18 protein-coding genes are annotated in these 25461 nt (G+C 67.9%); 10 read left to right on the top strand and 8 right to left on the bottom strand.

Features of this window, described 5'->3' with window-relative positions; all coding sequences use genetic code 11:
• Positions 1–78 precede the first annotated feature (78 nt).
• On the bottom strand, positions 79–1806 hold the full coding sequence (locus tag POL67_RS44700; RefSeq protein WP_271927480.1) for a sigma-70 family RNA polymerase sigma factor: 1728 nt from the start codon (positions 1804–1806) through the stop codon (positions 79–81).
• 836 nt (positions 1807–2642) lie between these two features.
• Here POL67_RS44700 and POL67_RS44695 point away from each other — a divergent pair.
• Complete coding sequence (locus POL67_RS44695; RefSeq protein ID WP_271927478.1) at positions 2643–4010, top strand: ATP-binding cassette domain-containing protein; 1368 nt, start codon at positions 2643–2645, stop codon at positions 4008–4010.
• Here the strand turns inward: POL67_RS44695 and pheS are convergent.
• The 3 genes from pheS to rpmI are packed head-to-tail and all read right to left on the bottom strand — an operon-like array spanning position 4001 to position 5663.
• Complete coding sequence (gene pheS / locus POL67_RS44690) at positions 4001–5071, bottom strand: phenylalanine--tRNA ligase subunit alpha (RefSeq protein WP_271927476.1); 1071 nt, start codon at positions 5069–5071, stop codon at positions 4001–4003. The genes POL67_RS44695 and pheS overlap by 10 nt on opposite strands.
• A gap of 16 nt (positions 5072–5087) precedes the next feature.
• A complete protein-coding gene (gene rplT / locus POL67_RS44685) occupies positions 5088–5441 on the bottom strand; it encodes a 50S ribosomal protein L20 (RefSeq protein ID WP_136930298.1) in 354 nt (117 codons plus the stop codon).
• A gap of 24 nt (positions 5442–5465) precedes the next feature.
• Entirely contained in the window at positions 5466–5663 is a 198-nt protein-coding gene (gene rpmI, locus POL67_RS44680; protein ID WP_153819534.1) for a 50S ribosomal protein L35, read from the bottom strand.
• 162 nt (positions 5664–5825) lie between these two features.
• On the opposite strand from rpmI, the gene POL67_RS44675 reads away from it, so the two are divergent.
• Positions 5826–7361, top strand: a complete 1536-nt coding sequence (locus tag POL67_RS44675; RefSeq protein WP_271927474.1) for an ASKHA domain-containing protein — start codon at positions 5826–5828, stop codon at positions 7359–7361.
• Positions 7362–7418: 57 nt separating this feature from the next.
• The gene (gene carB / locus POL67_RS44670; protein ID WP_271927473.1) at positions 7419–10787 is read left to right on the top strand and encodes a carbamoyl-phosphate synthase large subunit; all 3369 of its coding nucleotides are present in this window, start codon (positions 7419–7421) and stop codon (positions 10785–10787) included.
• A gap of 39 nt (positions 10788–10826) precedes the next feature.
• Here the strand turns inward: carB and POL67_RS44665 are convergent, their stop codons facing one another.
• Positions 10827–11093 (bottom strand): hypothetical protein, encoded by a 267-nt coding sequence (locus POL67_RS44665; RefSeq protein WP_271927472.1) that lies wholly within the window; start codon positions 11091–11093, stop codon positions 10827–10829.
• Positions 11090–14830 carry a DUF3857 domain-containing protein gene (locus tag POL67_RS44660; RefSeq protein WP_271927470.1) on the bottom strand — a complete coding sequence of 1247 codons (3741 nt, stop codon included), beginning with the start codon at positions 14828–14830 and terminating at the stop codon, positions 11090–11092. Before POL67_RS44660 ends, POL67_RS44665 begins: the two co-directional genes overlap by 4 nt.
• 491 nt (positions 14831–15321) lie before the next feature.
• On the opposite strand from POL67_RS44660, the gene POL67_RS44655 reads away from it, so the two are divergent.
• The 6 genes from POL67_RS44655 (at position 15322) to rimI (ending at position 20457) form a co-directional block, all read left to right on the top strand.
• Positions 15322–15804, top strand: coding sequence for a roadblock/LC7 domain-containing protein (locus tag POL67_RS44655; RefSeq protein WP_136930304.1), 483 nt, complete (start codon positions 15322–15324; stop codon positions 15802–15804).
• 11 nt (positions 15805–15815) lie between these two features.
• On the top strand, positions 15816–16406 hold the full coding sequence (locus POL67_RS44650; RefSeq protein ID WP_271927469.1) for a GTP-binding protein: 591 nt from the start codon (positions 15816–15818) through the stop codon (positions 16404–16406).
• Between the two features lie 529 nt (positions 16407–16935).
• Positions 16936–17442, top strand: a complete 507-nt coding sequence (locus POL67_RS44645) for a hypothetical protein (RefSeq protein ID WP_271927467.1) — start codon at positions 16936–16938, stop codon at positions 17440–17442.
• Between the two features lie 172 nt (positions 17443–17614).
• A complete protein-coding gene (gene alr / locus POL67_RS44640; RefSeq protein WP_271927465.1) occupies positions 17615–18760 on the top strand; it encodes an alanine racemase in 1146 nt (381 codons plus the stop codon).
• Positions 18761–18802: 42 nt separating this feature from the next.
• Positions 18803–19990 (top strand): vWA domain-containing protein, encoded by a 1188-nt coding sequence (locus tag POL67_RS44635; RefSeq protein WP_271927463.1) that lies wholly within the window; start codon positions 18803–18805, stop codon positions 19988–19990.
• Positions 19987–20457 (top strand): ribosomal protein S18-alanine N-acetyltransferase, encoded by a 471-nt coding sequence (gene rimI / locus POL67_RS44630; RefSeq protein WP_271927461.1) that lies wholly within the window; start codon positions 19987–19989, stop codon positions 20455–20457. Before POL67_RS44635 ends, rimI begins: the two co-directional genes overlap by 4 nt.
• Positions 20458–20575: 118 nt before the next feature.
• Here the strand turns inward: rimI and tssM are convergent, their stop codons facing one another.
• Together tssM and POL67_RS44620 are read right to left on the bottom strand one after the other, a co-directional pair.
• Complete coding sequence (tssM, locus tag POL67_RS44625; protein WP_271927460.1) at positions 20576–23521, bottom strand: type VI secretion system membrane subunit TssM; 2946 nt, start codon at positions 23519–23521, stop codon at positions 20576–20578.
• Between the two features lie 80 nt (positions 23522–23601).
• Positions 23602–24396, bottom strand: a complete 795-nt coding sequence (locus tag POL67_RS44620; protein ID WP_271927459.1) for a hypothetical protein — start codon at positions 24394–24396, stop codon at positions 23602–23604.
• Between the two features lie 221 nt (positions 24397–24617).
• On the opposite strand from POL67_RS44620, the gene POL67_RS44615 reads away from it, so the two are divergent.
• Complete coding sequence (locus POL67_RS44615; RefSeq protein ID WP_271927457.1) at positions 24618–25355, top strand: metallophosphoesterase family protein; 738 nt, start codon at positions 24618–24620, stop codon at positions 25353–25355.
• Positions 25356–25461 lie beyond the last annotated feature (106 nt).

Raw genomic sequence — 25461 nt, 5'->3', positions numbered from 1 at the left:
AAGCCAAAGGCCACGTGGAGGGTTTTTCCACGTGGCCTTTGGTGAGGCGGGTTGTGCGGGGGGTTGCCCCGCCGAACCTCAGTAGTAGTCGCGCATCTGCTTGCGGATCTTCACGAGCGCCTGCTCCTGGAGCTGGCGGATGCGCTCGCGCGACAGGTTGTACTTGTCACCGATCTCCTTGAGCGTGAGCTCGTCCTCGTCGTCGAGGCCGAAACGCCAGCGGATGATGCGCGACTCGATCGGCGTCAGCGTGGTGAGCAGCCGCCGGACCTCGTCGCTCCACTTGCGGTTCGCCAGGTGATCGAACGGCGAGAGCGCGTTCTCCTCCTGGAGGAAGTCGATGAACTTGCGCCCGTCCTCGTCGCCGACCGGGCGATCGAGGGAGAACGGCGTCTCGGCGTAGAAGTCCTTCACCTTGTCGAGCTTCTCGCGCGGGACGCCGGTCTCCTTTTCGAGCTCCTCGATCGTCGGCTCGTGGCCCGTGCGCGCGATGATCGCCTGGGTCGCGCGGGCGACGCGGTTGTACGTGTCGAGCATGTGCACCGGGATGCGAACCGCGCGGCCCTTGTCGGCGAGGGCGCGGCTGATCGCGTGCCGGATCCACCACGACGCGTACGTCGAGAAGCGGTAGCCGCGGTTGTGGTCGAAGCGCTCGACCGCCTTCATGAGGCCGATGTTGCCCTCCTGGATGAGGTCGATCAGCGGCAACCGGCCGCGGTTGTAGCGGCGCGCGATCGACACGACGAGACGGAGGTTCGCCTTGACGAACCGGTTCTTCGCGTCGTGCTGGGCCTGGAACGTCTTCTCGACCCGATCGAGGTAGCGCTTGTACGACGGCGACATCGGCAGCGTCGGGCGCGGCGGCCGGATCGGCGCGCCTTCCTCCGTGTCGGCGATCGTGTCCTCCTCGAAGTCCGGCTCGCGCACGAGATCCCGCGCGATGCTGCTGGCGCGCGACATCCAGAGGCGGTCGGAATCCGGCAGGCGGATCACGGTCGCGAGCTCGTTCGTGAGCTGGCTCCAAGCCTTCTCGTGCTCGGGCGCGAGCTTGTACTTCTGCTTCTTCGCGATCTTCACGAGCTTCTGCAGCTCTTCGATCTGCGGCGCCTTCACCTCGTCCTCACCTGCCTTCGCCACGTCCTCGGCGAGCGCGTCGAGCACGAACTCGGCCGCGGGCAGGTACGAGAGCAGCGCGACCCAGTGATCGATCTCCGTGCGCTCGACGGCACGCGCGGTCTCGAGCTCCTCCTCGGGGCCCATGACCGGGTGCAGCGCCATGTCGCGGAAATACCGCGCGAGCATGGAGTCACCGCCGCCCTCCTCGATGTCCTTGAGCTCGCGGTCCGCGTTGGTCCGGGGAGAATCCGGCCGGCTGAGCGGCGTAAACTCGAGGTCGATGAACTCGGCCGTCGTCGGCTCCGGATCGTGCATCTCGGGCCGCGGGCGGATGGCGGCGGCCTCTTCCGCGGCCGCGCCTTCGTCATCCAGCATGCCGATGTCGATGTCCGACGCGGCGAGCGGCTCCTTGGCGAGCGGCGCGGCGGGCGTCTTGCTGCGCGCGTCGTCGAGGTGCGCCTCGTCGTCGACCGGCGCCTGCGTTTGCTCGGGCTCCTGGCCCTTCGGCCGGCGCTCGATCGTTCCGCTGCGACGAACCGGGCGTGCATTCGCGACGGCGGCACCGCGGCGACCGGGCGCGCTCCCGCGGGCGGGCTTGGGGGCCGAGGCGGTGCGCGTCGTGGAGCCCGTCATCGCGGCCTTGGTGGAGGGGCGGTTGGCATCGGGGCGGCGGGCGGTCGACGTGCTCATCTTGCTCTTCGTTGCGGTGGAGGGTTTTTCGTTCACTTCTTCGGAATCACCCTTTCGAGAGTGGAAGCTCTCGGCCGGGTCAAGGAGGGATCGGTCCGGGCTCGTCGGGGTTTCGAAGCTCGCCATGGCTGGGCCCTTGTTCCCGCTGCCCGATAGGGGGCTGAACGGGGGATTGTGCGGTTTGATTCCGGTGGATCCTCTCCGAGAAGAAATCGGCTGGCTCGGGCCGCCGTTCACGGATGCAATGCTGGAGACTGGATCGCTCGTCTTCTCGATGAATTCTGCAAATTTCATGCCGTCATCGGTGTATGTTCCCGAATTTCCCGGTCCCGGGCCGGGCCTTCCGCCGGCCGGCATGCTAGGAGCATCCTCCGACGAGGCATGCAGGGAGGCCGGCTCCCCGTCATGCGAGGCGGTGGGCGATGGACTGCCTCGATGGCGGTGTGCTCCCATGCTTGCGCGCTCCGTTGTAGTCGATGATGCCGACTGAGAACACGTCCAGTCGGGCATTCGTCGTGCGTGTCGTTCACGAGCTCCGCCGCGATCGGCGAAACTGTTGGATGTTTTCTGGGGCTACCCTGGTGCAGGCGATAGCCCATGGAATCTTGGCTTCGTGCGCTGGCCTTCTCGGACAGGCGCTGATGGGTAGGCAACTTGCTTCCTTCAGCGCCCTTGTCGACCCCCGCGACGCCCTGCATCATCCGATTTTTCTGGCTTCTATCGGTCTCGGGGCGTCCCTTGTAAAGACTGCAGCGAGCACCTTCTCCATCTACGGCCAGAAGCGTGCTGTCTTTCAGGTCGGGAACGCAATTCGGCGTACGATCACCGCCGCGATCGTGCTTCAAGGGCAACCGCCGAGCGCGGCCGCCGCCTCCCTCGCTGCGATCACCGTGCGTATTCGCGACGTCGAGCGTGGCGTCGATGAAGGTGTGCTCGCGGCCGCTCGTGCGATTGCACACCTCGTTCCGCTTGCTGTGGCGCTTCTCTGCCTGTCCTCGCGCCTCGCGATCGCCGCACTCCTGCTGCTCGCGCCGTTCGCGCTGATCCTGGCCTTCGCGCGGCGGTTCGTTCGGGGGCATCACGCGCGGTCGGCGCGCCTCGCAGAGGGCCTGCATTCCGCTGTAGACGAGCTGGTACGGCATCTGGATCTATGGCGAACGTATGGAGCCGCCCGGCGCGTGCATGCAGCGCTGGGAAGGGCAGGGGACGAGGCCGGTCGGTCCGCCGCGCGGGCCGAAGCAACGCGAGGCGCGATCTCGGGGGCGAACGAGGTGCTCGCCGCAGCCGCTTTGCTTGGCGTCTGCGTGTGGATCGAGCGGTCGCAGCCGTCCCTCGGCGATGGGTCGCTCGTTGCATTCGCAGCGGTGTTTTTTCTGACGTATCGGCCGTTGCGGGATCTCGGGGACGCGCGGACGGCGATCGAGCGAGGCGCGGCGTCGCTCGGGTCGCTCGAAGCAAGCGTGCAGGTCGGAGGCGCTGAGGCCGCGCTCGAAGCGGTCGAGGCGGCGAGTGTGCAAGGGGCGCGCAGTCGGTTCCCGCTGGCGCGGCTGTCGGTCGAAGGGCTGCGTTTCGACGTGGGCGGCGTGAACGGGCGGGCTGTGCAGTTCACGGCCGAGCCAGGGCGGATCGTGGCGATCGTAGGCCCGACCGGGAGTGGGAAAACGACGCTGCTCCGGGGGCTGCTCGGGCTCGTGCCCGCGACGGAAGGGGCGCTTCGGTACGACGGGGAGGAGCTGACGCGCGCAGGGGTCGGTCCAGACGAACGGCCGTTCGCGTGGGTGCCGCAAGAGGCGGCGATCGTGTCAGGGACGATCGAGGAGAACGTGGGGCTCGGCGCGAAGGATGCGCCCGCTGCGGAGATCCGGCGCGCGCTTAACGAGGTCGGAGGGCTCGGGCTCGCCGAGGCGCGAGGCGGGGCGAGGATCGCGGCCGGGGGGCATGAACTCTCGGGCGGGGAGCGGCAGCTCGTGGCGATCGCGCGCGCGGTCGCGAGCCATCAGCCGGTGCTCTTGCTCGACGAGCCGACGTCTGGGCTCGATGCCGAGGCCGAGGCGCGCGTGCTCGCGGCGCTCGCGGCGCAGCGAGGCGCACGGACGATCCTGATCGTGACGCATCGGCCGGGGCCGCTCGCGATCGCGGATGACGTGGTCTCGTTCGAGGGAGCGGCGGCCGTCTCGGCCACGACGCTCGCGGCTCAGAACTGAGACAAGAAGCGCGGATCGCTCTCGAAGAGCAGGCGGATGTTCGGGATGCCGTAGCGGAGCATCGCCAGACGATCGAGGCCCATGCCGAAGGCGAAGCCGCTGTACCGCTCGGGATCCAGGCCGCACTGACGGAAGACGTCCGGATGGATCATCCCGCAGCCGAGCACTTCGAGCCACCCCGTGTGCTTGCAGACGCGGCATCCGGCGTAGGTGCCGTCGGCCTGTCGGCAGAAGACGCAGCCGCAATCGACCTCGGCGCCGGGCTCGACGAACGGGAAGTAGCTCGGCCGGAACCGCACCGGCAGGCCCGGGCCGTAGAGGCGCTCGATGAAGGCCGTGATGACGCCCTGGAGCTCCGCGAAGCTCACCTTCTCGTCGACGAGGAAGCCGTCGATCTGGTGGAACATCGGCGAGTGCGTGACGTCGTCGTCGCGGCGGTACACGGAGCCTGCCATCACCACGGCGAGCGGCGGCTTGCGGAGCAAGAACTCACGCGGCTGAACCGTCGTCGTGTGCGTGCGCAGGAGCAGGCCCGGCCCGAGCCAGAAGCTGTCCTGCATGTCCGTTGCGGGGTGATCGGGCGGGAACGCGAGCTTCGTGAAGTTGTTTTCTTCGAGCTCGATCTCGGGCCCGGCCTCGGCGACGAAGCCGAGGTCGCGGAAGATCGCGAGCAGCTCGTCACGAACCTGCGCGATGGGATGGAAATGGCCGCGGCCGAGCTCGAGCCGGCCCGGCAAGCTGAGGTCGTAGGGGAGTCCGCGGAGCTCGGCCTCGCGAGCGGCGCGGGCGATCGCCTTGAGGCGCGCTTCGAAGGCGGCCTCGACCTCTTCTTTGAAGGCGTTGACCCGGCTGCCGACCGTGGCCTTCTGGTCGCCGGGGACGTGGCGCATCAGCGCGAGGACGGCGGTGAGCTCGCCCTTCTTGCCGAGGACGCGGGCGTGTTCGAGGCGAAGGGCCTGCTCGTTCGTCGCGGCCGCGAACGCGTCGCGGTACCGCGTGCCGAGCGCGGACAGGCCCTCCTCGATGGCCTTGATCGCCTGGACAGGATCCGCGGCGCTCACGCCCCGTCCTCCCTGCCTAGCGGCTTCCGCCCGCGAGCTTCACGACCGCGCCGAACGACGCCGGATCGTGGATGGCGAGCTCAGACAGGATCTTCCGATCGAGCGTGACGTTCGCCTTCTTGAGCGAGCTCATGAGGCGGGAGTACGTCGTGCCGTTCGTGCGGGCACCGGCGTTGATGCGGACGATCCAGAGGCGCCGGAAATCCCGCTTCTTCAGCTTGCGGCTGACGTAGCCGTACTCCCACGCGTGGCGCAGGACCTCGACGGCTTGGCGGTAGCGGTTCTTCCTGCCAAGGAAATACCCCTCGGTCAGGTTCAGGACGCGGTTACGACGACGACGGGCTTTGAACCCACGCTTGACTCTCGGCATTGGGCGCTCCTCTCTTGCTCGGGATCAGCGGTAGGGGAGAAGGAGCTTCACACGCCCCTCCATCGCAGTGTCGACGGTGTCGTTCTTGCGGAGACGGCGAAGGCGCTTCTTGCTCTTCTCCTGCATGCAGTGATTCAAGCCGCCCTTGCTCCGGCGGATCTTGCCCGAGCCAGTGACGCGAAAGCGCTTCGCGGCGGCCCGGTTCGTCTTCATCTTCGGCATGATGCCTTCTCGCTCCCGTGAGGGTGCGCTCTGCCTGGCCTCGCTCCGACCGTCGGAGCGCCGTTCGAAACCAAGGTAGATGCGGCGGGGCGAGCTTTATGGCGGACGGGTGCGGGGGTTGTCAAGGCCGCGAAGGTCCCCAAGAGCTAGCCTCCGCAATCCATGCTCGTCCGCGCCACCTTCGAAGAGCCGTCCAGCGACGGATCCCCCGTCCGCACCACCGTGAGCTTCCACGCTGGACATTCGCTCCTGGAAGTCGCGCATTCGCGCGGAATCGCGATCAACGCGCCCTGCGGCGGTCGGGGGTCGTGCGGAAAATGCATCGTCCGCGTGCTCGCCGGGAACGCGCCGCCGACCGAGGAGGACCGCGCGGTGCTGAGCGAAGGGATGATCCGCGAGGGCCTCCGGCTTTCGTGCCGGATCCGGCCGCGCACGCCCGTCACGGTGGAGGTGCAGAGCCGGTTCGATCTGCGCGCGGCGCCGAGCGTGACGCGGCTCGCGACCGGGGAGCTGCCGAAGATCGTGGATGCCGCGGTGGATCTTGGGTCGACGAGCGTGCAGCTCCGGACGATCGATCCGGCCACGGGGGAGGTGCTCGGCGAGGCGAGCGTACTGAACCGGCAGGTGCGTCGTGGTCACGATGTGATGACGCGGCTGACGCACGCGCTGCAAGGAAAGCAGGCGCGCGAGGAGCTGACGGAGGACGCGCGCGAGACGCTGCGGCTCCTCGAAGGTGCTGCGCGAGGGCGGATCTTTCCGGAAGACGGCGCGATCCGGCGGTGGGTCGTGGCCGCGAACAGCGCGATGACGACGCTGCTTTGGGGCGCGGACGTGACGAGCCTGGCCGAAGCGCCGTACACGCCGCCGTTCTTCGACGAACGGACCGGGCCGGCCGCGGAGCTGGGTTTGTCCGGGGAGACGCTCACGACGTTCCCGCTGCTCGGATCGTTCGTCGGCGGTGATACGGCCGCGGCGGTGCTCGCGACCGAGCTCGATCGTTCGGGGCCTCCGCGCATGCTCATCGACATCGGGACGAACACCGAGATCATGCTCGCGCACGAGGGCTCGCTCTACGCGTCGTCGACGCCCGCGGGGCCAGCGTTCGAGGGCGGAAACATTTCCGTCGGGATGCGCGCGGAGCCTGGCGCGATCGTGCGGGTCGAGGTGCGGGACGATGGGGCCATCCGCCCGACGACGATCGGGACGGTGAAGGCAAAAGGGATCTGCGGGACGGGGCTGCTCGAAGTGCTGGGCGAGCTCGTGCGCGCGGGGATCGTGGCGAAGGATGGAGCGATCGCGTCGGGCGCGGATCGGATTACGCTCGCGCGGGGCGTGGATCTCCTGCAGATGGACATCCGCGAGCTGCAGCTCGCGAAGGGCGCGCTGCGGGCCGCGACGAAGCTGCTCTGCATGACGGCGGGCATCCGGGACAAGGATCTCGCGCGGGTGGCGGTGGCAGGCGCGTTCGGGACGCATCTCCGGCACGACGTGGCGATCCGGCTCGGGATGCTGCCGGAGGTGGATCCGTCAGCGGTCGTCGCGGTGGGCAACGCTTCGCTCGAAGGAGCGACGGTGTTCGCACGAGATTCCGAGGCGGCGCGGGCGAGGCTCGCGGATGTCCGCTCGCGGGTCCGGCACGTGGAGCTCGCCACCCGCGACGATTTCCAGGATGTCTTCGTGGCGAGCCTCGATTTCTGAGCGACCGTTCGCGCACACATCGACGGTGCCGCGTTCCGGTGCTAACTCGCCCGCCCGATGCCGCGCCGTGACGATCTGAGAAAGATCCTGCTGATCGGCTCTGGTCCCATCATCATCGGACAAGCGTGCGAGTTCGACTACTCGGGAACGCAGGGCGCGAAGGCGCTCGCGGCCGAGGGGTACGAGGTCATCCTCGTCAATTCGAACCCGGCGACGATCATGACGGACCCAGAGCTCGCGTACCGAACGTACGTGGAGCCGCTCGACGTACCGACGTTGACGGCGATCCTCGAACACGAGCGGCCCGATGCGATCCTGCCGACGCTTGGTGGTCAAACGGCCTTGAACCTGGCGCTCGCGCTCGACGCGGAAGGGGTGCTCGCGCGGCTCGGGATCGAGCTCATCGGCGCGAGCCCCGCGGCGATCCGCAAGGCCGAGGATCGCGCGCTGTTCAAGGCGGCGATGGAGCGCATCGGGCTCACGTGTCCGCGGTCGGGGCATGTGAAGAGCGTGGAGGAGGCGCGCGCGCTGGCCGAGACGTCGGGGCCTTGGGGCGCGCCGCTCGGGTATCCGGTGATCGTGCGGCCGAGCTTCACGCTCGGGGGCACGGGCGGCGGGATCGCGTTCCGGCCGGAGGAGCTCGATGCGAAGGTGCGCTGGGCGATCGAGCAGTCGCCGACGCACGAGACGCTGATCGAGGAGAGCGTGCTCGGCTGGAAAGAGTTCGAGCTCGAAGTGATCCGCGACAAGGCGGACAACTTCATCGTGATCTGCTCGATCGAGAACATCGATCCGATGGGTGTGCACACGGGCGACTCGATCACGTGCGCGCCCTCGATGACGCTGACCGATCGCGAGTACCAGCGGCTCCGGAACGCGGCGCGCGCGGTGATGACGGAGATCGGGGTGGAGACGGGCGGATCGAACGTCCAGTTCGCGGTGAACCCCGAGGACGGTCGGTTCGTGGTGATCGAGATGAACCCGCGCGTGTCGCGGTCGAGCGCGCTCGCCTCGAAGGCGACGGGGTATCCGATCGCGAAGATCGCGGCGAAGCTCGCGGTGGGCTACCGGCTCGACGAGCTGACGAACGACATCACGGGCACGAGCGCGGCGTTCGAGCCGACGATCGACTACGTGGTCGTGAAGTGGCCGCGCTTCGCCTTCGAAAAATTCCCCGGTGCGGATCGGCGGCTGGGGCCGCAGATGAAGAGCGTCGGCGAGGTGATGTCGATCGGGCGCACGTTCGCCGAGGCGTTGCAGAAGGCGGCGCGCTCGCTGGAGATCGGGCGTGATGGCCTGGAGTCGCTGCTCGGCAAGGTCGACTACCGGCAGCTCGGCAGTGACCCGAACCAAGCGCGCGACATGTTGATGGACGCGCCGCGCGAGCCGTCGGTGCCCGTGGAGATGCCGCCGGCGAGCCACGAGGATCTGGTCGCGGCGCTGGAGAAGATCGTCGGCGTGCCCGTCGCGGATCGCCTCTTCTACGTGGCGGACGCAGTGCGGCTCGGGATCCCGCTGGAGGCGCTGTACGAGGCGACGCGCATCGATCGCTGGTTCCTGTCGCAGATCGATCGGATCGTGCGGTTCGAGCGGACGCTCGCGGAGGTCGCGAAGGAGAAGGGCACGCTCGACGAGGGCACGCTGCGTGATGCGAAGCGGCTCGGCTTCTCGGATCGGGCGATTGCGCGGCTCGTCGGGCGGACGGAGGACGAGGTGCGCGCGCTACGGATGACGCTCGGCGTGCGCGCAGTGTTCGGCCGCGTGGACACGTGCGCGGCGGAGTTCGTGGCGAAGACGCCGTACCTCTACTCGACGTACGAGCGCGAGAGCGAGGCCGCGCCGAGCGGACGTCGCAAGGTGGTCATCCTGGGCGGCGGGCCGAACCGGATCGGGCAGGGGATCGAGTTCGACTACTGCTGCGTGCATGCAGCGTTCGCGCTGCGGGACCTCGGGTTCGAGACCATCATGGTCAACTGCAACCCGGAGACGGTCTCGACTGACTACGACACGTCCGACCGGCTCTACTTCGAGCCGCTGACGTTCGAGGACGTGCTCTCGATCTGCGACGAGGAGCGCAAGGACGGTGAGCTCGTCGGTGTCGTGGTGCAGTACGGCGGGCAGACGCCGCTGAAGCTCTCGGTGCCGCTCGCGCGCGCCGGCATCCCGATCCTCGGCACGCCCGCGGACGCGATCGATCGCGCCGAGGATCGAGGTCGCTTCGACGCGCTGCTCACGAAGCTCGGCCTCAAGCGTCCGCGCGCGGCGGTTGCGTCGAGCGTCGAGGAGGCGATCGGGGCGGCGCGATCGATCGGCTACCCCGTGCTCGTGCGACCTTCGTACGTGCTCGGCGGGCGGGCGATGATGATCTGCCACGAGGAGAAGGAGCTCGAGGCGTACATCCACGCGGCGGTCGAGGCCGCGCGCGAGGCCGGCACGCACACGATCCTCGTGGACGAGTTCTTGGAGGACGCGATCGAGGTGGACGTCGACGCGCTCGGCGACGGTCGCGAGGTCGTGATCGGCGGCGTGATGCAGCACATCGAGGAGGCCGGGATCCACTCGGGCGACTCGTCGTGTGTGTTACCGCCGCATTCGCTGCCGCTCGAGGTGGTGGCGTCGATCGAGCAGACGCGGCAGCTCGCGCTGGAGCTCGGCGTCATCGGCCTCATGAACATACAGTTCGCGGTGAAGGGCGGTGCGATCTTCGTCCTCGAGGTGAACCCGCGTGCGTCGCGCACCGTGCCCTTCGTGTCGAAGGCGACGGGCCGGCCGCTCGCGAAGATCGCGGCGCAGGTGATGGCGGGCAAGACGCTCGCAGAGCTCGGCATCACGGACGGGGTCATGCCGCAACACGTGGCCGTGAAGGAGTCCGTCTTCCCGTTCGCGAAGTTCCCGGGCGTCGATACGCAGCTCGGTCCGGAGATGCGATCGACGGGCGAGGTGATGGGCATCGCGCCGACGTTCGCGCACGCGTTCGGCAAAGCGCTGCGAGCCTCGGGCATGCAGCTCCCGAACACGGGGTGCGCGTTCATCTCGGTGAAGAACGACGACAAACCCGCGGCGTGTGTCATCGCGCGGCGGCTGCGCGCGCTCGGCTTCACGATCCTCGCGACGAGCGGGACGGCGCAGGCGCTCGCCCGCGCGCGTATCCCCGCGACGCCCATCAACAAGGTGAACGAGGGCTCGCCACACGTCGTCGACGCGATGAAGGCAGGCGAGGTCGCGCTCGTCGTGAACACCACGGTTGGCGCGCGGTCGATCCGCGACAGCTACCCGATCCGGCGGAATGCTTTGCTCGCCAACGTTCCGTACTTCACGACGATGGCGGCCGCGATGGCCGCGGTCGACGTCCTGGAGGCGAGCGCGCACGACGCGCGTGCTTCGTACCGGGTCCGCTCGCTCCAGGAGTGGAACCCGTCGTCCTGAGAGGCAACGAGGGCCGCCGGTGTTCGATGCGCCGGCGGCCTACGTGCCGTTCGGATCGTTCGTGTCGTTCTTGTTCGTGTCGTTCGCGCCGCCGTCGTGGGTCTCGTCCGACGATTCGCGGCGCTCGCGCGGCGTCAGCGCGGCCGTGAGGGCCACCGCAAGCGCGCCGACGACGACGCTCCCGTAGAAGAGGATGTCGATGGCGCTGCCCGCGGACGAGCAGTTCGCGCCCGGGCCGAGGCGCACCGCGAGCACGCCTTCGGGCAGCTTCGGCGGCCCCTCCGGCGTGCTCGCGCGCTCGGTCACTTCCCCACCACGATGCGCTGGCCGAAGGCGCGATCGACGGCCTCGCAGAAGGAGCGGAACGCCTCGTACTCGGCCGGCGTGACGCGCGCCTTCTTGAAGGACAGGCCCGTCCGCACGGTGACCTTGCCCGGCGCTTGCTCCACCGTGACGTGGAACGCGCCGAAGGGCGTGTCGAGCTTCTGCGCCGTGGGCGCCGCGCGGACCTTCATGCCCGCGGGCACCTTGATGACCCACTCCTCTTCACGGCTCGTGAGCGCCGTAAGCGTGACGTCGAGCGTGCGCTTCGACGAAGGCGCAAGCTCGGCGACGAGGCGCGGCGTGATGCTGGCGGGCACGCTGAGCGCATCGCCCTCGCGCCGCGCGAAGCTCGTGGCCTTGCCGCGGGCACGGATCTTCACGGCCTGCTCGACGTCGTCGAGATCGCCCGTCTCCACGCCCGCGCGGCCCTTTTCGAGCTCGATCGGACCGAAGTCCGAGGCGAGGTCTTGCGACGCGCGCTCGTGGCGTGTGCCCTCGGCGAGGTACCGCCTGCGCCAGTCGGGCGCGTACGCGCCGGTCACCTGCACGTCCGACACGAGCTGCGCCGCGCCGCCGTCCGCGAGCGTCACCTCGACGTGGCGGCGCGTGAGCGACTGCTCCGGCGGCGGCTGCGGCAGCCGCACGAGCTTGGGTTTGCCCTCGTTGACGAGCAGGCCGATCGCCGCGCGATCCATCACGGGCAGCTCCATCGAGCCCGTGTGCTCGGCCGTGCCGTCGAGGTAGAGGTCCATCGACGGCACGTAGACGATCGCGTGATCGAAGGGCGCGAGGCTCGCGGGCTCGGGGGCGATGTCGCCGCGCATGCGCGTGCGGAGCAGGACGATCGTCGAGTTGATGCCGAGCTCGCGCAGCATCGTGACGATCAAGGTCGCCTTGTCCTTGCAGTCGCCCCAGCCGCGCGCGAGCGTCTGCGCCGCGCGACGCGGCCGGATGCCTTCGATGCCAAACTCGAGCGCGACGTAGCGCGTCTGCGTGGCGAACTTGTAGATGGCCTTCACCTTCGCAGCGTCGTCGGTCAGGCCCTTCGTGAGCTCGCGGGCGCGCTTGCGCACCTCGTCGTCGACGTCGAACTGCTCTCGCGCGAGGCCCCAGTACCACGCGCCCACCGCGTCCCACGTGTCGAACGTGGAGACGTGCACCGTGCCGAGCACCTCGGACCAGGGCGGCATGTTGGGCTCGGGCGCGAGCGCCGGGACGTTTGTCCCCGTGAAGCGGTAGATGCGCTTGTCGCCCTCCTCCTTCACGTCCTCGACGAGCCCGGGGAGACGGTCGGTGCGAATGAAGAAGCGGCGCGCCTTCGGCGTGATGAGGACGTACTCGCTGCTCGCGATGGGGTGGTCGTTCTGGAGGTACTGGATCTCGCCGAAGTAGTCGGACTTCTCGTTGCGCGGCGCGACGTCCTCCACGCGGTAGCGCAGTTCGACGACGTCGCCCGCGTTGAGGCGCGGGAAGAGGACGACGAACGCGCGCTGCGACGTGTACATCGAGATGGCGGGGTTGTCGGCGGCACCCTCGCCGCTCTCGATCGCCTCATCGATCTTGCCGTTCGCGCGGTAGACGCGGGCGGCGCGCAGATCAACGGTCTGGCGGTCGGCCTCGTAAGCGAAGTCGTACTGGCGCGCGGACGCGGCGCTCTCGTCGGTGAGCGGCTGGAAGACGACCTGGTGGAAGCGGCTCGCGAGGCCGTTCGGGTAGACCGTCGTCACCGTGACGTTGCGCATGAAGCGCATCGGGTAGCCCTGCGCGGGCTCCTTCCGCATCGGAAGGAACTTCTCGGGCGCCCACGCGTACGCCTCGTCCGCGCGCGGCGCCTTCGGCTCGATGTGCTCGACGTACTCGCGCACCTCCTTCGCCTGCGGGACGATCGTGAGGATCTGCCGCAAGAGGTCGAGCTGCTTGTCGCGATCCCCTTCCTCTCCGTAGAGGTCGGAGAGCGCGCGTAGCGTCTGCACGTCCTCGGGCGCCATTGCGAGCGCTTGCTGATACGTCGCGAGCGCGCGGTCCTTCTGGCCGAGGGCGCGGTACGTGCGCGCCGCGAGACCTCGCGCCCACGCCGAGCCCGCGTCGACGCCGAGGAAGCGGTTCAGCCATCGCTCCGCGCCTGCGGCATCACGGCGCGCCACGGCGAGCTCTACCTTCTGGCTCAGGAATTCGGCATCGTCGAAGCGCAGTGCGGCGTAGCGCGCCTCGACCTCCTCGGCCTCGGTGTCGCGACCGAGCGAGCGAAGTTGCGCGGCGAGCGCGGAGAGGAGCGAGACGCAACGCGGGTTCTTCTGCACCGCCTTCTCGAGCATGCCGAGCGCGGTGCGCTTGAGGCCCGCCTCGATGGAGAGCTCGACCAGGCCGAGCGTGCCGCCGAGGTTGTCCGGGTCGAGCGCGAGGATGCGCTCGTAGATCGGCACCGCGTCGCGCCAGTTCGCTCCCGTGCGCGCGAGGTGCGCCTCGGAGAGCAGGACGTCGAGCTTCTCCTCGTTCGTCTTCGCGAGCGTGCTCGCGCGTTCGACCCACGCGCGCCGCTGATTTCGATCTTCGGCGAGCTCGCCGGCGAGCAGCAGTCGCGGCACCGTCGGCTCGGCCTCGGCGGCGCGGCGCGCGAGGTCTCGCGCCTTGTGCTCGGCCTTCGGGTCGCCGCCGGTGATCGCGAGGTACCGCGCGTACTGCTCCAGCGCGGCGGGCGCGGGGCTCTTGCCGGACGTGAGCGCTTCGAACGCCTGCACGGGCCCGACGACACCGCGGCCTTGCTCCTTCGGCTCCTTCGTCTTCGCGCGCTCCTTCATCGCGGCGGCGGCCTCGGTGCTCGCTTCGAGGTCTGCGCGCACCTCGACGTCGAGGTCGGGCTTGCCGGTCTCGTCGCCGATGCGCAGCGCGAACTTCGGCGCTTCCTCGTCGCCGCAGACCTTCACCGTGATGCGGCTGAACGTCGGGCGCAGCGTCACGGTGGTCGCGAGCCTGTCAATGTCGAGGTCGCGATAGGCCCCGTCTTCGAGGATCTTCTCGCCGTCGTAGTAGAGCTTGAACGCGCCCGCGGAGCCCATCCACAGCGTCGCCTTGCGCGCCTTCGTGCCGGGGCGCGCGCGGACGAACGTCGTCGCGTAGCCGCAGACCGACTCGCGCGGGCGCAGGATGTCGCCGAAGTCGAACCACCCGTACGACGACATCGTCGGCGGCACGCGCCAGCGCACGGCGCGCTCCTTTCCTTCGTACGCGCGGCCCGCGGGGATGGCCTCGGTGAGCTCGGCCTCGGGCTGGTAGTCGAGCGCGAAGCCCGTCTTGTTGTCGTTGTCGAAGGGGCCGACCGTCATGTATCGGCCGACGAACCCGAGCTTTTCGATGCGCGCGAGCGCGCCTTCGAGGTCGCCGCGGCGTCGCCTGGCGTAGGCGCCGAGCAGCTCCGCGTAGACACGCACGGGCGCGGGGAGCGCCTTGTTCTCCGTCGCCGCGACGATCGCTTCCTCGACGTGCGTCGGATCCGCGCGATCCCACGTTCGCCAGAGATCACGCAGCGCCGTGTAGGCGGCGGGGCCCTTCGCGGAGGCGATCGCGGCGCTCGCTTCGAGCACGTCGGGGTGGATCGTCCCGCCCTCTGCGCTCGCCGGGTGCGTCGGGGCGATCGCGCAGCAGGCGAAAGTCAACGCGAGGGCGAACCGTGCCTTCGCGCGTGTCGCGCGATCCAGGAGAGCACCACGTTTCCGAGCCATCGTCGGGCTATCCCGTGCCATGACCGGCTGGTCAAGGGGAGGACGCGGCCCGCTCCGGCGAGCTTCACGACCGTGCGGACGCGGGTGCGTCGCGCTGTGTGGCAGGCGGCTTTTTTGCGGCTTTTTTGTGAGTTGTCGCGGGAAACGCTTGAGGTGCGTGGGATGGGGTGGTCATCCACATTACCAGCGTTCGCGATCCTCGCGGGGGGCCATGGTGCGGAGGCGCTCCGGGTTTGGCGCTCGTGGAGGGGTCGGGCAGGAATCTGCGCGTTCGTTCCGAAAGGCCACCTTGCTCCGCGACGCCTGCTTCGGATAGAACCATCGCTGCACGCGTCGAATGTGCGCCCGTGCGAAGAGCTCGAGCGGGTGCGCGAGGGTGGCTCTCCCGCGCCGTCATTTCGGGGACGGGGCCCTCCGGCGGATCCGGCGGAACGAAAGCACTCTAGGCAACGAGACGAAGACCCCATCGCGGAAGCGCTGGCGGAGGAACGATGGTCAATCCTCAGATGGTGATGTACGAGGAGGAGTTCAATCAGATCCAGAATGTCGTGGATCGCCTCGTCAAGGACGCCAATGCGAAGGTCGTTTTCATCGTTGACAAGAACGGGCAGCTGATCGCTGCGAGCGGCGACGTGGACAATCTCGACACCACGTCGCTCGCGTCGCTGACGGCCGGCAACATCGCGGCCACCGGCGGGATGGCGAAGCTCCTCAAGGAGAACGAGTTCGCGACTCAGTTCCACGAGGGCGAGAAGGCGAACATCCACATCCAGCTCGTCGGCAACCGCGTCATCCTCGTGGTGATCTTCGACTCCAAGTCCAGCCTGGGCCTCGTGCGTTTGCGCGTCCGCCGGGCGAGCGAGGAGCTGAACAACATCTTCGAGGCGCTCTTGAAGAAGGTCGCGGATCCCGGCGCCGACTCTCCGTTCGCCGAGATCACCGACGAAGACATCGACAACCTCTTCAACGACTAGGAGCGCGCGCGATGAGCTTCATCAACTACATGGCGCGCGAGATCAACTGCAAGATCGTCTATTACGGCCCGGGTTTGTGCGGGAAGACGACGAACTTGCAGTACATCTACGAGCGCACGAACCCCGACGCGAAGGGGAAGATGATCTCGCTGGCGACCGAGACGGATCGCACGCTCTTCTTCGACTTTCTGCCGCTTGCGCTCGGCGAAATTCGCGGCTTCAAGACGCGGTTCCACCTCTACACGGTGCCCGGTCAGGTCTTCTACGACGCGAGCCGCAAGCTCATCTTGAAGGGCGTCGACGGCGTCGTGTTCGTGGCCGACTCGCAGGTCGAGCGCATGGAAGCGAACGAGGAGTCCGTCGAGAACCTCAAGACGAACCTCGACGAGCAGGGCTACAAGCTCGAGAAGATCCCGTACGTCATCCAGTACAACAAGCGCGACCTGCCCGAGGTCGCCACCGTCGAAGAGCTTCGCCAGAAGCTCAACCCGATGAACGTCCCTGATTACGAGGGCGTCGCGCGTACCGGCGTCGGCGTGTTCGACACGCTGAAGGCCGTCGCAAAGCTCGTTCTCACCGAGCTGCGCAAGGGCGGCCCCTAAACCGTCGTCTCACGACCCCACGCACCGCCTCGGTGTCTCGCATGCGCGAGGTGCCGGGGCGGTCGTCTTTCATCCAGTCGACAAAATGCCGAACGGCCGAAGGTCTCTCGTGGAGACGTCTTCGGCCGTTGGCGTTTGGGCTGAGCCCGGGGGGCTTACCCGCGCTGGTAGATCCGGTTGCGGCGACCCTTGTTCTTCGCCTTCAACTTCGCGCGGTGGCGCTTCGACTTGCTGCGGTTGGTCTTCCGAGGACCCTTCGAGAGCATCAGGAACATGAGCCGACTTCCTCGTCTTGCGCGGCGCGATGGACGGCCGCTCCTGTAGGGAGGGCGGGAAGGTAGGCCATGTTCGGTCGAAGTTCAAACGAGATCGCGAAGTTTTCACGCAAGGTCGAGGTCGTCTGCGAAAGATGGCCTTCGCGGTAGACTCGCCATCGATGCCGAGATCGCCCACGCCGTCACGTCCCCGCAGGGCTCTGCCCAGGGCGATCACGCGGGTGCGTCTCGGTGTAGCCGGAGTGGTGGCGCTCGTGACGGCCTCGTGCGGCGCGAGCATCAACGCCGTGTACGAGGGCGATGTGCGCTTCGAGCACTGCATGGCGCTCGACATGGAGAAGCACGTCAAGCCCACGATCCGGAAGGCGTGCTGGGAAGAGTGGACGAAGTTCTACACGTTCGGACAGACGCGTGATCGCGTCGAGTACGCGAAGCTGCGCATGAAGCAGCTCAGCGGCGCGAGCGACTACGAAGAGTCGGACCTCGGCACGGACGAGCCGCGCGTGGCGTCCGCAGTGCCAGAGCCAACGACGGCGCTCGCGCCGCCGCCGATGATGCTCGTGGTGGACGCAGGGACGTCGGGGCCCGCGGCGGACGCATCCACGGATGCAGCGGCGGACGCGTCGTTGGTGCCGCCCGGATCCACCTGCGCGGCGGCATGCGAAGCGACGTGGAACGAGTGCAAGGCGGGCTGCACGACGGCGACGTGCGAGCGCGGATGCACGGGGCAGTACAAGCGCTGCATGCGCAAGTGCTTCTGAGCACGGGCGCAGAAGCAAAAAGACTCGGAATCTTGACGTTTTGCTAGGCGTATGGGTATCGGCAAACGAGATGACGTCGCTGCCCGCATACGAGGACGGGGTGGCTCCCCATGAGGGGGGGCGGGGTGCAATTCGGGTGTTGAAGCCGCGCAGGGCCGCACCCGCGGACGCCGTGAGGCCGACGCGCGCCGAGGTGAACCTCGCGCACTTGCGGCACAACTACCGCGTCCTCGAGAAGATGTTCGGCGACGGCAAGACGACGCCGGCGATCTGGGGCGTGCTCAAGGCCGATGCATACGGGCACGGCTCGGCGGCGGTCGCGCGTACGCTCGAACGCGCCGGGATGCCGGGCTTGTGCGTGGCGCTGCTCGAAGAGGCGATCGAGCTTCGGGACGCGGGGATCCGCGTGCCGATCCTGGTGATGGGCGGCTACTACGGGCCGCGGCGCGAGGGGCTCGAGGAGATCCTCGCGCGGGATCTCGTGCCGGTCGTCTACGACGCCGGGCAGATCGAGCGCATCGCGACGCTCGCGCGGTACGAGAGCGAAGGTCGGCCCGTGCGCGTGCACCTGAAGGTGGACACGGGCATGGGGCGGCTCGGCGTGACGATGTCGGAGCTCGACGACGTGCTCGACGCGTTCGAGGGTCGGCCGGAGGTGCAGCTCGATGGGCTGATGACGCATCTCGCGTGCGCGGATGGCGACGATCTCGGTCCGACGATGGAGCAGCTCGCGCGGTTCGCAGAGGCGCGAGGCCGCGTGCGGGCGCGCGGGTTCTCGCCGCGCTTCGTGCACGCGGCGAACAGCGCGGGCGCGATGCGGCTCTCGGAAGCGCGCTTCGATGCGGTGCGGCCGGGCGTCGCGCTCTTCGGTGTGTCGCCGGTGCCCGGACTCGCGCCGGAGCTCAAGCCGGTGATCCGGGTGCGGACGGAGGTCGTCGCGCTACGGACGGTCGAGGCAGGAGAGCCGATCGGCTACGGGTACACGTGGCGGGCGCCGCGGCGGAGCGTGATTGCGACCGTGCCGATGGGGTACGCGGATGGCCTCGATCGGAAGCTTTCGAACCGCGGCCACGCGCTCGTGCGCGGGCGGCGCGTGCCGATGGTGGGCACGATGTCGATGGATCTTACGATGCTCGACATGACGGAGATCCCGGCCGCGCGCATCGGCGACGAGGTCGTGTTCCTTGGGCAGCAGGAGGGCGCGCTCGGGCGTGACGTCATCACGGCGGAGGAGATCGCCGAGACGACAGGCACGATCCCGTGGGAGGTGCTGACGAGCATCTCGCGGCGCGTTCCGCGGTTCTATCGCGAGCCCTGACGATCGAGAGCGCGTGGCCCGGTCCTGCTACGATCGGGTGTGATGGACACGCGCGCGCTTCGTTCAGCTCGGGGGATCGTGGCCTCGTTCGTGTTGCTCGGCGCGTGGGGCGTCGCGTCGTCGATCGGAGGGTGTGGGTCGACGAGTGACGACGCCTTGCCGCCGCGCCCGCCGCGGCCCGCGGCCGATGCGGGCGGTGAAGGCGGTTTTGACGGCGGTGGAGGCGGACCGCCGGCGCCCGACGCGGGCGGTTATTGCGGCAACGAGGTGCACCAGGCGATCGTCGACGCGCCGAACCTCTACTTCGTGCTCGACGCTTCGGGGAGCATGAACGCGCCCGCACCCGGAGGAACGCGATACGACGCGGTGCGCGCCGCGGTCGTGGGGCTCGTGCGCAAGCTCGGGCCGCTCGTGAAGGTGGGCGTGGCGATTCTGCCTGCGCAGGGGTCGAATCAGGATCAATGCGCGGCGGGGAAGCAGGTCTTTCCGGTCACGCAGGGCGATCCGATCACGGGCGAGGACGGCCCCACGACCACGGGGATCCGCTTGACGACTGCGACGAACCCGGTCGGCGGGACGCCGATCTCGCCGACGCTCGAAGCGCTCACGCCGACGCTGCTCGCGCTCCAAGGCAAGACGTACGTCATTCTCGCGACGGACGGAGGTCCGAACTGCAACGAATCGGCGTCGTGCGAGATCGAGGACTGCCAGCCGAACGTCGAAGGCGACGAAGCATGTCTGTCCATGGGGACGAACTGCTGCGCGCCTGGACAGCTTTGGGGTCCAACGTTCTGCGTGGACGAGCCCGCGACCGTGGCCGCGATCGAGGCTTTGCGCGCGGGTGGGATCGAGGTGTTCGTCGTGGGGATCCCGGGCAGCGAGGCGTACGCGGGCGTGCTCGACGCGATGGCGATCGCGGGCGGCTCGACGAAGGATACGGCGCCGTTCTACTACCCGGTGAGCGAGCTCGGATCCCTCGGCGGCGTGCTCGCGGAGATCGCGGCGGTCGCGGTGACGTGCGAGTTCGAGATCGTGGATCCGCCGGACGAAGAGGGCATGACGAACGTGTACCTGGACGATGAGGTCTTGCCGTACAACGATCCCGACGGCTGGATCTGGAAGCCGCCGTCGAGCGTGCGGCTGCTCGGCAAGGCTTGCGAGCGGCTTCAGGGCGGGCAGGTGAAGCAGGTGCAGATCGTGAGCGGTTGCCCGACGGAAGTGCCGAAGTGAGCGAGCGTCTGCAGGTGTCGGTGACGCGCGTCGAGCGCGAGATCGAGGACGCGGAAGAGCTCGCGGCGATCGCGCGCGCGGCGTTCGCGGGGCCGTCGTTCTCGCCGGTGGACGAGCTCGAACGGCCCTGGGCGCGTGTGTGGGTCGCGCGGGGTGGGGCGCCGGGTGAAGGGCCGCGGGCGCTCGGGTTCCTCGTCGCGTGGCACGTCGTGGACGAGCTACACGTGCTCAACGTCGCGACGGCGCCGGAGGTCCGGCGGCGCGGGATCGGGGCGGTGCTCGTGGAGGCGGCGCTCGCGTTCGCGACGGAGAACGGCGTGCGGCTCGTGCTGCTCGAGGTGCGGCGCTCGAACGAGCCTGCGATTCGGCTTTACGAGAAGTTCGGCTTCGTCGTGTCGGGGGTGCGGGAGAAGTACTACGCGGACAACGACGAGGACGCGCTGGAGATGCAGCGCATCCTCGCATAGAGCAGTGATTCGATCGCTGCTCTGCGAGGTCGCACAGCGAGCTCGCCTCGGGGGGTGAATCGGCCGGGCTCTGCCAGGCTGAGAGGGGGACGCGAGGCGTCCCCCTCGGGACAAGACGCTAGCGCCGGAACGGGTTCGGGAACCGCTCTTTCGGCTTGTCGACGTAGTTGCCGCCGCCGGGCGCCGCGATGCGCGTGCCCGAGATCCTGAGCGGGTTCAGGAGCAGCGGCCGCAAGAGCGCCTTGGCCTTCTCGTCGAGCGGCTGCAGGAAGGCTTCAACCTTCTTCGCGACGTCCGAGAGCTGCTCGCTCAGGTTGATCATGTCCGTCGACGTGGGCGGCGCCGGGATGTCCTGCATGACTCGGCGCAGCTCCGTGAGGCTGTCGAGGTACTTCTGCAGCGGCGTGTCCGTGATCGGCTGACCCGGGCGCGTGTTCTCGGGCGGCACGCCGAACGAGATGAGCGCCGCGAACGAGGGCGGCACCGTGCTCGGTCGCTCGCCCATCTTCGTCACGTCGACGTTCGTTGTGATGCGCAGACCGCCGGTCTTCTGCGAGAACTGCTGCTGGAGCTTGGTGTTGAACATCTTGTTCAACTCGTCCTTGTTCACGCTCGGACCGTCGCCCTTCTTGTACTTCTTCCACTGCGTGTGGTCCTCGACCGCGCGCAGGATCTGCAGGTACGGGTAGGGCGTGTTGAGCAGGATGTTGTAGAGGTCGAGCGCCTCTTTCACGGTCGACGGCGGGGTGATCGTGATGTCGGCGAGGAAGTCGCTCCACTGCTCGATGTAGCGCTGGTCGTAGTCCTCCGAGAGGCGCTTCAGGTTCGTCGGGATCTTGTCGACCGCCTCGTCGGGCCCGAGCGGCGCCACCCATTGCTCGCTGAGCAGGAGCGCCTCGGCGTTCGCCACGTTGAGGACCACGATGTAGTGGCCCTTGTCCGTGTAGGGGCCCTCGACGTCCTTGAAGCGTTTGTCCTTCTGGTACCGCGCGCTCTGGATGAGCTTCGTCGCGTTCGGGCGATCGACGAAGAGGTCGGCGAGGCTGAGCGGCGGGTACTTGCGGTTCTCTTTGCGATCGTCGCCGGCCTCGTCGTACCGCTCGTCGTTCAGGCTGTTGACGAAGAGCTCGTAGTAACGGTCCTGCACCGGGACGGACTGGAGCGTCTTGCGGACGTTCTCCACGAGGGCCTTGTCCGCGGGCAGCGGGAGGACCTTCTTGTCTTTGACGAGCTCCAGGTAGTAGCGCACGTGCTTGGCGAGCCGCTCCTTGAGCTCGTACTCCGGCATCGTGCTGTTCGTGGCCTTCAGGATCTCGGCCCAGAGGCCCGTGAGACGGCCCGTCTCCCAGTCGACGTCGAGGTTCGCGACGTCGCTCATCATGAGGTACGTCTTCAGATCGGTGCGCTCGCGGAGGTACTGCTTGCCCTTCGCGCTCTTGAGGCGATCTTCGAGCTTCGTCTTGCAGGGCAGGACGAAGCCGGTCTGCAGGAGCGCGACGTACGCGGTGACGGCGGGGCGATAGATCTCCTCGCCGCGGTACATGCCCCAGCCGTAGCTGAGCGGCAGGTTCGCGCGGAACTGGTCGAGCTCCTTCAGGCGATTGAAGACGGGATCGAGCTGATCGAGCTTCGGGCCCGGCTCGCCTTCACCCCAGTTGATCTTCATCGCGGTCTCGACGCGCTCCTGCGTGGAGAACATGAGCTCGCGGTTCTGGGCGAAGGAGCGGATGCTCGGGATGGAGAGGATCAGGCCGAGCGTGAAGGCGGCAGCGCTCACCGCGATGCGCATGATCTTCTGCCGCTTGATCTCGGCCGCGCTGCGCGAGGCGACGTCGCCGTCGGGGAAGACGACGTTCATGAAGACGTCGTGCAGGAAGTAGCTCTTCGACTCGGTGACCTGCTGCGCCGCGGTCTCCGGCGGGCGGATGCCCATCGCGTGGCCCATGCGCGCGAGCACGCGATCGAGCGGGCGACCTTCCTGCGTGCCGCTCGTGAAGTAGAAGCCGCGGAAGAGCGGCGTGCCCTGGAAGGCGTTCACCGCGAAGATCGTCTGCACGAGCTCGGTGAGGTTGCGCTTGATGCCCGCGAACTCGAGCGGGAACTGGTAGATGCGCTCGCGCGCCTCGCGGTTTCGCTCCTGCGCGAGGCGCTTCAGCGAACGGGCGTGGACCTTCTGGACGAGCGTGTCGAACTCGCGCTCGAAGAGCTGCTGGGGGTTCGACTTGTTCTCGGTGAGCTTGACCGTGGCGCCCCAGGCCTGCGCGCGGTCGCTCTTGCGGATGTCGCCGAAGAACTCGATGAAGCCGGCGATGAGGTCGCACTTCGTGAAGAGCACGTAGACGGGCACGACCATCTGGAGCTGGGTCATGACCTCATCGATACGAGCGCGTAGCTTCTTGCCGGTCGACTCGATCTGCTGCTCGGAGGCGTCGATGAGCTCGGCGATGCTGATGGCCACGAGCACGCCGTTGATCGGCTTGCGGCTGCGGTAGCGCTTGAGCATCTGGAGGAACGAGATCCACTCGTCGTGGTCGTCGCCCTCCGTCGTGTAGCGGCCCGCGGTGTCGAGCAGGATCGCCTCGTTCGTGAACCACCAGTCGCAGTTGCGGGTGCCGCCGACGCCGCGCACGCCGCCGCCGCGCGGATCCGCGAACGGGAAGACGAGGCCGGAGTGCTTCAGCGCGGTCGTCTTGCCGGCGCCCGGAGGGCCGATGATCACGTACCAGGGCAGCGAGTAAAGCGCGGCCGCCCCGCCCTTCTTGTTCTTGCCGAGCTTCGAGGTCTTGAGGGCGTTGATGCCGCCCTGGACCTGCTTCTGGAGCTCCTGGATCTCGGCGCGTCGCTCGGGCCGCGCGTTGAGCGCCTGCTGCGCGCCTTGCTGCGCGATGGCGCGCTCGAGCGCGGAGGCGGCGCGGCTTGCCCGGATCCGGTTCCAGAGGAGCCGCACGACCGAGACGAGCACGATGAGCACCGTGCCGACGATCGGGAGCCAGAGCGGCAGCTTGAGGATGTACCAGAGCGCCCAGACGATCAGCGCGAGGAGCGCAGATAGAACCCACCACACGGTGGAGCGACCTTATCACGAGGGGCCGCCCTCGCTCCGCATCCTTCGGATCGAGGCCGTCTTCGCAGGAAGACGCGTGTTCAGGAGTAGTCGTCGGGCTCGAGGTGCGCGTCGGCCTCCATGCCAGCGGCCATGCGGCGGGCGCGGATGGTCTCCACGATGATCTCGACGACTTCCAGGTGCGTCGACGGGGCGTGGTACTCGGCGTCGGAGACGGGCGGGAGCAAGGCGAGGCGCTCGGCGACGGCCGCTTGGTCGTCCTCGTCGAGTTCGAGGAGCGCAGGGCCGAGGTCATCCATGGGATCGGGGATGACGACCTCGTCCGGCGTCGCCTCGCTCTCCGCGGCCGCCTCTGTGCCCTCGTTCTCGTCGTCGTCCTCGTCTGCGTCCTCGTCCTTGCGCCCCTGGATCGGAGAAGCGTCACGCGGGGGCGTGGGGGGCAGATCGAGCGCGCGCGTGGCGAGCTCGATCGGGCGGAGGATCAAGTAAACGGGCTCGAGCTCGACGCGCCACGAGCGCGGATCGTGCTCGTCTTCGAGGCGCCAGAAGCCCTGGAATTTGCGGCGCGCGATCTCGCCGAGGTAGGCGCCGATGGCCTGCGCGAGGAGCGGGCGCGCCTCCTTGCGATCACGCGTGTCTTCGCGTGCTTTCTCGATGTAGTGATCGAGCACGGGCAAGGTCTCGGGTTCGAAGTCGAGCTTGAAGCCGATGGCTCGCTCGACGAATCGAACGCAGGAGTCCGCGAGGTCCTGCACCGCGCGCGGCGGCGGCGGCGTGATGGGCGCGTTCGAACGTTCGCTCGTGCCCTGCGTGGTCGCCGATGGGATCACGTGACCGTTGGCTTTGCCGTTGCTTTTCCCGTTCGTCCCTGTCACGCGACCCTTCCTTCCATCTTTTCGGCGTGGGAGCCACGAGCGCTCGCTTTGCGTTCGTGAGGCGCGAGAACACGCTGGATCTTCGTGTTCGTTCTCTAACGAAGGGCATCGTTTTAAGCGACGAAACCCTTTAAAAAAGGCCGTTCCGAAGGAAAATTTTTTTCGACGAAAATACTACCGTAACGGTAGGTGCCTCATGCTACCCTCCGGTCCTCACGCACATGCGGATTGGAGTCTTCAGCGACACGCATGCCAACTACGAGGCGCTCAGTGCTGTGCTGGAGGCGTACCGGCGCGAGCGCATCGATGTCTACTACTGTCTGGGCGACACGGTAGGCTATGGCGGATCCCCAAACGAATGCGCCGATCTGGTCCGGAAGATCGCCAAGAAAACGATCCTCGGGAATCACGATGCGGCCGTCGCCGGACGAATGGACTACTCGTATTATTACGAGGCCGCTCGTCAGGCACTCGACACCCACGCGTCGATGCTCTCGGCCGAGAACGCCGCCTGGCTCAAGAACCTGCCGTACCAGGAGAAGTTGACCGACATCGGCGTCGACCTCTGCCACGGTTCGCCGGTTCGCCTGGAGGAGTTCGAGTACATCTTCGCCCCGGAGCAAGCACGCGAGTGCCTGCCGATGTACAGCGAGCTCGGGCATCTGACCCTCATTGGCCACTCGCACCTCTGCAAGGTCTTCGCGCTGACGCCGACGACCGTGGAAGAGCTGCCCGCGGTCGACTTCACGCTCGACCCTAACAGGAAGTACATCGTGAGCGTCGGATCGGTCGGCCAGCCGCGCGACTACGACAACCGCGCGAGCTACACGATCTACGACAGCGAAGTAAAACGCTTCGAGTTCAAACGAGTCGAGTACGACATCGAAACCGCAGCAGAAAAGGTGCTGCGGGCGAAGCTCGAGCGGAACTTCGCGCATCGATTGTACATCGGCGTTTAGTCATGGTGGGGGGGCGCCGGTCGGACTGCTTTGCAGTCCTTCCTCTGCCCCCCACACCCCCCGCGGGTTCGAGCTGAGGCGTTTGCGTCTCCGCGGGGTTGAACGG

The sequence above is a fragment of the Polyangium mundeleinium genome (assembly GCF_028369105.1).
GTDB classification, from domain to species: domain Bacteria; phylum Myxococcota_A; class Polyangia; order Polyangiales; family Polyangiaceae; genus Polyangium; species Polyangium mundeleinium.
This window is presented reverse-complemented; position numbering and strand designations above follow the sequence as displayed.

What these genes read in the sequence shown, in the direction of transcription:
- POL67_RS44700 (WP_271927480.1), bottom strand. Translation starts at nt 1,806, where the DNA reads ATGAGCACGTCGACCGCCCGCCGCCCCGATGCCAACCGCCCCTCCACC.
- rplT (WP_136930298.1), bottom strand. Translation starts at nt 5,441, where the DNA reads ATGCCGAGAGTCAAGCGTGGGTTCAAAGCCCGTCGTCGTCGTAACCGC.
- rpmI (WP_153819534.1), bottom strand. Translation starts at nt 5,663, where the DNA reads ATGCCGAAGATGAAGACGAACCGGGCCGCCGCGAAGCGCTTTCGCGTC.
- POL67_RS44675 (WP_271927474.1), top strand. Translation starts at nt 5,826, where the DNA reads ATGCTCGTCCGCGCCACCTTCGAAGAGCCGTCCAGCGACGGATCCCCC.
- carB (WP_271927473.1), top strand. Translation starts at nt 7,419, where the DNA reads ATGCCGCGCCGTGACGATCTGAGAAAGATCCTGCTGATCGGCTCTGGT.
- POL67_RS44660 (WP_271927470.1), bottom strand. Translation starts at nt 14,830, where the DNA reads ATGGCTCGGAAACGTGGTGCTCTCCTGGATCGCGCGACACGCGCGAAG.
- POL67_RS44655 (WP_136930304.1), top strand. Translation starts at nt 15,322, where the DNA reads ATGGTCAATCCTCAGATGGTGATGTACGAGGAGGAGTTCAATCAGATC.
- POL67_RS44650 (WP_271927469.1), top strand. Translation starts at nt 15,816, where the DNA reads ATGAGCTTCATCAACTACATGGCGCGCGAGATCAACTGCAAGATCGTC.
- POL67_RS44635 (WP_271927463.1), top strand. Translation starts at nt 18,803, where the DNA reads ATGGACACGCGCGCGCTTCGTTCAGCTCGGGGGATCGTGGCCTCGTTC.
- POL67_RS44615 (WP_271927457.1), top strand. Translation starts at nt 24,618, where the DNA reads ATGCGGATTGGAGTCTTCAGCGACACGCATGCCAACTACGAGGCGCTC.